At 72.6% G+C, this 5,242-nt stretch carries 4 protein-coding genes and 1 pseudogene; all 5 read right to left on the reverse strand.

What is annotated here, in order from left to right:
• Window positions 1-355: pseudogene (locus tag HMPREF0731_RS24790) on the reverse strand (hypothetical protein); the annotation flags it as partial.
• A gap of 49 nt (window positions 356-404) precedes the next feature.
• On the reverse strand, window positions 405-1,019 hold the full coding sequence (gene pgsA, locus HMPREF0731_RS00170; protein WP_040611789.1) for a CDP-diacylglycerol--glycerol-3-phosphate 3-phosphatidyltransferase: 615 nt from the start codon (window positions 1,017-1,019) through the stop codon (window positions 405-407).
• A gap of 2 nt (window positions 1,020-1,021) precedes the next feature.
• Window positions 1,022-3,100 (reverse strand): excinuclease ABC subunit UvrC, encoded by a 2,079-nt coding sequence (gene uvrC / locus HMPREF0731_RS00175; protein ID WP_007001939.1) that lies wholly within the window; start codon window positions 3,098-3,100, stop codon window positions 1,022-1,024.
• A 576-nt stretch (window positions 3,101-3,676) separates the two neighbouring features.
• Complete coding sequence (locus HMPREF0731_RS00180) at window positions 3,677-4,084, reverse strand: dihydroneopterin aldolase (RefSeq protein ID WP_040611791.1); 408 nt, start codon at window positions 4,082-4,084, stop codon at window positions 3,677-3,679.
• Complete coding sequence (locus tag HMPREF0731_RS00185) at window positions 4,081-4,854, reverse strand: SDR family oxidoreductase (RefSeq protein WP_007001941.1); 774 nt, start codon at window positions 4,852-4,854, stop codon at window positions 4,081-4,083. The genes HMPREF0731_RS00180 and HMPREF0731_RS00185 overlap by 4 nt, the downstream gene beginning before the upstream one ends.
• Between the last annotated feature and the right edge of the window lie 388 nt (window positions 4,855-5,242).

Raw genomic sequence — 5,242 nt, forward strand, 5'->3', positions numbered from 1 at the left:
TGCCCGGCGCCAGCAGGTCGGGCGGGGTGGAACTGCCGCGCTGCTGACGGGGCAGGGGCTGCGGCACGGAGAGCGGGTCGGCCGGGCGCACCTCCGGGTCGGCGAGGGTGGCGCGGCGGGTTTCCTCGCCCTCCGGCCAGACATTGCCGACGGCGGGCAACAGCGGCGGCACCTCGACCGGCTGGCCCAGGATGCGCTGCGCGGTCAGGCTGTCGGTCGGCACCGCGTCGCGCGGCCCGGTGAGGGAGGCGGCGCCGCAGCCGGTGAGCCCGGCCAGCAGCGCCAGCCCGGCGGCGCGCGCCAGGCCGTGGCCACGCCTTTGGCCGAGAATGGTGCCGATCGCGTCGCGGGCCATGCGCCCCTCCTGTCCTGTCAGCGTGAAGATGGTCCGCGCCCTTGACGCCTCAAGGACGCGAAAGTTCCTTGGGCGGCGCGGTGCGGGCCAGGTCCTGCTGCTCGGCATGGCGCAGCCCGGCGCGCAGATAGTCCCAGCCCGTCACCAGCGTCAGCGCCGCGGCCAGCCAGAGCAGCGCCTCGCCGATCCAGCCCAGTGGCAGGACGCCGAGGCCGAGCGCGGCCGCCCCCGTGTCGCCGGCCAGCAGCACCGGCAGGGCGGTCATCTGCACCCCGGTCTTCCACTTGGCCAGCTTGGTCACCGGCAGGCCGACCGACAGCCCGGCCAGGTATTCGCGCAGGCCGGAGACCAGGATCTCCCGCAGCATGATGACGATGGCCGGCAGCAGGCCGAGCAGCGACAGCCGCTCCAGCCCGGCCAGCAGCATCAGCGTCGCGGCCACCAGCAGCTTGTCGGCGATCGGGTCCAGCATGCGGCCGAAGGCCGAGATCAGCTGCCGCTCGCGGGCGATCTTGCCGTCGAAATAATCGGTGATGGCGGCGGCGGCGAACAGCGCGCAGGCGGCGACATCGCCCCAGGGCAGGCGCAGCGCCGCCAGCAGCACCAGCAGCGGCACCGCCGCGATGCGGGAGAGGGTGAGCAGGTTCGGCAGGTCGGTGGGCAAGGTCACTCTCTTCCCGCTGGGCGGCCCGGGCGTTTTCCCGGCTGTGCCTTTCCCAAATTAGCCCCGGCGGCGCCAGGGTGGAAATGCTCATGGATGCGCACCGCCATCGAGGGGCCGATGCCGGGGCAGTTCTTCAGGTCGTCGAGCCCGGCCTGCCGCACCCCGCGCGCCGAGCCGAAATGGTTCAGCAGCCGCCGCTTGATGGCGCTGCCGACGCCGGGGATCTCGTCCAGCTCGCTGCGGGTGATGGCCTTGCTGCGGCCGGCGCGATGGGTGGTGATGGCGAAGCGGTGCGCCTCGTCGCGCAGCCTTTGCAGGTAATACAGCACCGGGTCGCGCGGCGGCAGCTGCAACGGCGGGTGGCCGTCGCGATGGAACCATTCGCGGCCCGCATCGCGGTCCGGCCCCTTGGCCACCGCCACCAGGTTGAGGTCGCCGAGGCCGAGCTCCGCCATCACCTCGCGCGCCGCGGAGAGCTGGCCGGCGCCGCCATCGATCAGCACGAGGTCGGGCCAGCCCTCGCCCTGGCGCTCCGGGTCTTCTTTCAGCGCGCGGCCGAAGCGGCGCTCGAACACCTCGCGCATCATGGCGAAATCGTCGCCGCCGCCGCTGGCGATGCGGTCGCCACCGCCCGCCGCGCGGGTTTCCTTCAGCGCGCCGGGCACCTCGGCCGCGACCGGGGCCGGGATGCGCGGCGCCGCGGCGCCCTGGATGGCGTATTTGCGGTAGGCGTTCTTCATGAAGCCTTCCGGCCCCGCCACCACCATCACGCCATAGGCATGGCTGCCCTGGATGTGGCTGTTGTCGTAGATCTCGATGCGGCGCGGCGGCTCGGGCAGGTCGAACAGCTTCGCCACCCCCTCCAGCAGCGCCACCTGGGCGGTGCCCTCGGCCAGGCGCCGCTCCAGCGCCTCCCGCGCATTGGTGGCGGCGTGCTCGACGGCCTGGCGCTTCTCGCCGCGCTGCGGCGCGTGCAGCTCCACCTTGCGCCCGGCCTTCAGCGCCAGCGCCTCGGCGATCAGCCCGGCATCCGGCAAGGCGTGCGAGAGCAGCACCAGCGGCGGTGGCGGCAGATCGTCATAGAGCTGGGTGAGGAAGGCGGAGAGCACCTCCTCCGGCTCGGCATCGTCCTTCAGATGCGAGGGGAAGAAAGAGCGGTTGCCATTGTTCCGCCCGCCCCGGAAGAAGAAGACCTGCACGCAGGACTGGCCGGCGATCTGGTGCAGCGCGATGACATCGGCATCGCCCACGCCATCCAGGTTGATGGCGTTCTGCCCCTGCACATGGGTCAGGCCGCGGATGCGGTCGCGCAAGGCCGCCGCGCGCTCGAATTCCAGCGATTCGGCCGCCTGCTCCATCTCCTTCGCCAAGGCCTTCTGGATCGAGGGCGTCTCACCTGACAGAAATTTCTTGGCGTCGCGCACCAGCCCGGCATAGTCGGCCTCGCTGATGCGGCCGACGCAGGGGGCGGCGCAGCGCTTGATCTGGTGCAGCAGGCAGGGCCGGTCGCGGCTGTCGAACACCGTGTCGCGGCAGGATCGCAGAAGAAAAACCTTCTGCAGCGCGGTCAGCGTCTGGTCCACCGCCCAGGCGCTGGCGAAGGGGCCCCAGTAGCTGGCGCCCTTGCGCTTCTCGCCGCGATGCTTGGCGATCTGCGGATAGGCGTGGTCCTCGGTGATCACCAGCCAGGGATAGGATTTGTCGTCGCGCAGGACGATGTTGAAGCGCGGCCGCAGCTTCTTGATCAGGTTGGCTTCCAGCAGCAGGGCCTCGGCCTCGCTGCCGGTGGTGATGATCTCCATGCGCCGCGTGCCATGCACCATGCGGCGCAGCCGCTCCGGCAGGCGGGCGAGCTGGGTGTAGGCGACGACGCGCTTCTTCAGGCTGCGCGCCTTGCCGACATAGAGCGCCTCGCCCTTGGCATCGAGCATGCGGTAGACGCCGGGAGAGAGCGGCATGGTGGCCAGCGCCGCCTCGATCACGGCGACGCCCTCCATCACCGGCGCCTCGGCTTCGGCCGGGGCGGGGGCGGGGTCGGGGCGCTGGTCGGGGGCCGGCTCCTCGGGGGGGCGATCCTGCATGGCCAGGATGAACCATGCCGGCGGCCGCCGCTCAAGGGGGCGGCAGACTTGTCCACCGAAGCTGGGGATAAGTCTGTGGATGAGGCTGGGGTTAACCCTTCTAAATCGCTGTCATCTGCGGGTCACACGAGGATGCCCAGAGTTTGGGCATTTCTTTAAGTCATTGATTATACAACACATGCCGAAAAAACCGCGTCCGATAAGGCGTCAAGGGCAACAATGCGATTGACGCGCGGATGCGCCGCCCGGCGGCGGAACGAGCGGTGGACAAATCCCCGGCCGCAAAGCCGTTTTTGTTCACGGCGGCGTGAGACCGGCGGGCCCGGCCCCGGCCCGGCGAATCGCGCCGGCACGCCGGGGCGGCGGCCGCGCCTCGCCGCCACCGCCGATGGGCCGGGCCGCTGGCCCTGGCCGGGCGCCGCCCTGCCCAACCTCTGTGCAGTGCAGCATGCGCCGCCGCCGCTGCGGCGCGGCCCGAGTTTTCCACCGTTTCCGTGGACAGAGGCGTGGACAGGGCTGGGGACATGTCGTGCAGCCCGTTGATTTAAAAACCTGTCCAGCGATTGGCGGGCCGGTTCAGCCCACCGCCGGGCGGCGCAGCCGCTCCACCGTCACGCCGACGGCGGCGACATCGGCGATGATGTCGGGCTTTTCCACCGTCACCCGCGCCGCGGCGATGCGCGCATCGCCCGCCAGCACGGCGCAGGCGATGCGCTCGGCGAGCGTCTCGGCCAGCCGCACATGGCCGTCGAGGGCGATGCGCCGCGCGGTGTTGGCCACCGCCTCGTAATCCACCACCCGCTCCAGCCGGTCCTCGCCCACGCCATGCGGCGCGGCGTCGTCCTCGGCCAGCAGCTCGACATCGATGCGCACGCGCTGCGGCGCCGCCTCCTCATGCGGGTAGATGCCGATATGCGCCTCCACCGCCAGGCCGCGCACCACGACGCGCCGCAGCCCGCGCGCGGCGTCCGGGGCGTAGCTCATTCCGGCAGCCCCTGGCCGCGCGCCGGCGACCATTGCAGGTGCTGCCCGCCATCGAGGGCGATCATCTGCCCGGTCATGGCGGGCAGCGACAGGATGGCGAGCAGGGCGCGCCCCACCTCCTCCGGCCCGGTGCCGCGGCCGAGCGGCGTGCTGGCGCATTGCGCGGCGAACTGCTCCGGGCTCTGGCGCGGGCTGGGGATGGCCGGGCCGGGGCCGATGCCGTTGACCCGGATGCGCGGGGCGAGCGCCAGCGCCAGGCTCTGCGTCAGTGCCCAGAGCCCGGCCTTGGAGACGCTGTAGCTGACGAAATGCGGCGTCAGTGACCAGACGCGCTGGTCGAGCATGTTGACCACCACCCCCTCCGCCGTCTCCGGCAGGGCGAGGGCGAAGGCCTGGGCCAGCACGAAGGGCGCGCGCAGATTGGGCTCGATGTGGTGGTCCCAGCTCGCCCGCGTGGCGTCGTGCCATTCGTCGCGCTCGAAGGTCGAGGCGTTGTTGACCAGCACGCCGACCGGCCCCAGCGCGGCGGTGGCGTCGGGCAGCAGGCGGGCGGTCTCCGCCTCGCGCTCCAGCGCCGCCGGCAGCAGCGCGACGCGGCGGCCCAGGGCGCGGATCTCGGCCGCGGTGGCCTCCGCCGCCTCCCGGCTGCGGCCATAGTGCAGGGCGATGTCGAAGCCGGCGCCGGCCAGCGCCAGGGCGCTGGCGCGGCCCAGCCGCTTGGCCCCCCCGGTCACCAGGGCGGTGCGGGGGATGGTGTCAGGGATCAGCATGGCGGCAGCTTTGGCCGCTGCCGCCGCGCCCGTCCAGCCGGCCGGTTCAGGAGCCGGCGTATTCCGGCTGGCCGGGTGCCGCCCCGTCCTCCTGGCCCGCCCTCCTGGGCCGGGAGAGCGCGACGAGCCCGCCGGCCACGCCGTCCAGCTGGGCCCCGGCGGGCGGGGGCGGCGCTGGGGTCGGTTCCGGGCAGGCGCGCTCTCCTGCTGGAGCGGCCGATCGTCGCGGACACTAGTCCCGGCCTGTCCGGCGCTCAGCTGATCAGCGGTGCGCTGGCCTCCTGTTCCGCCAGGTAGCAGAGGAAGCAGAGCACCGCGCCGTAATAGCCGCTGGCCTCGGAGGGGCGGGGCGGGCGCAGGCCGGGGGGGCGGCCGCTGGCGCTGCGCG

Origin of the sequence: Pseudoroseomonas cervicalis ATCC 49957, assembly GCF_000164635.1 — a bacterium.
GTDB lineage: Bacteria > Pseudomonadota > Alphaproteobacteria > Acetobacterales > Acetobacteraceae > Pseudoroseomonas > Pseudoroseomonas cervicalis.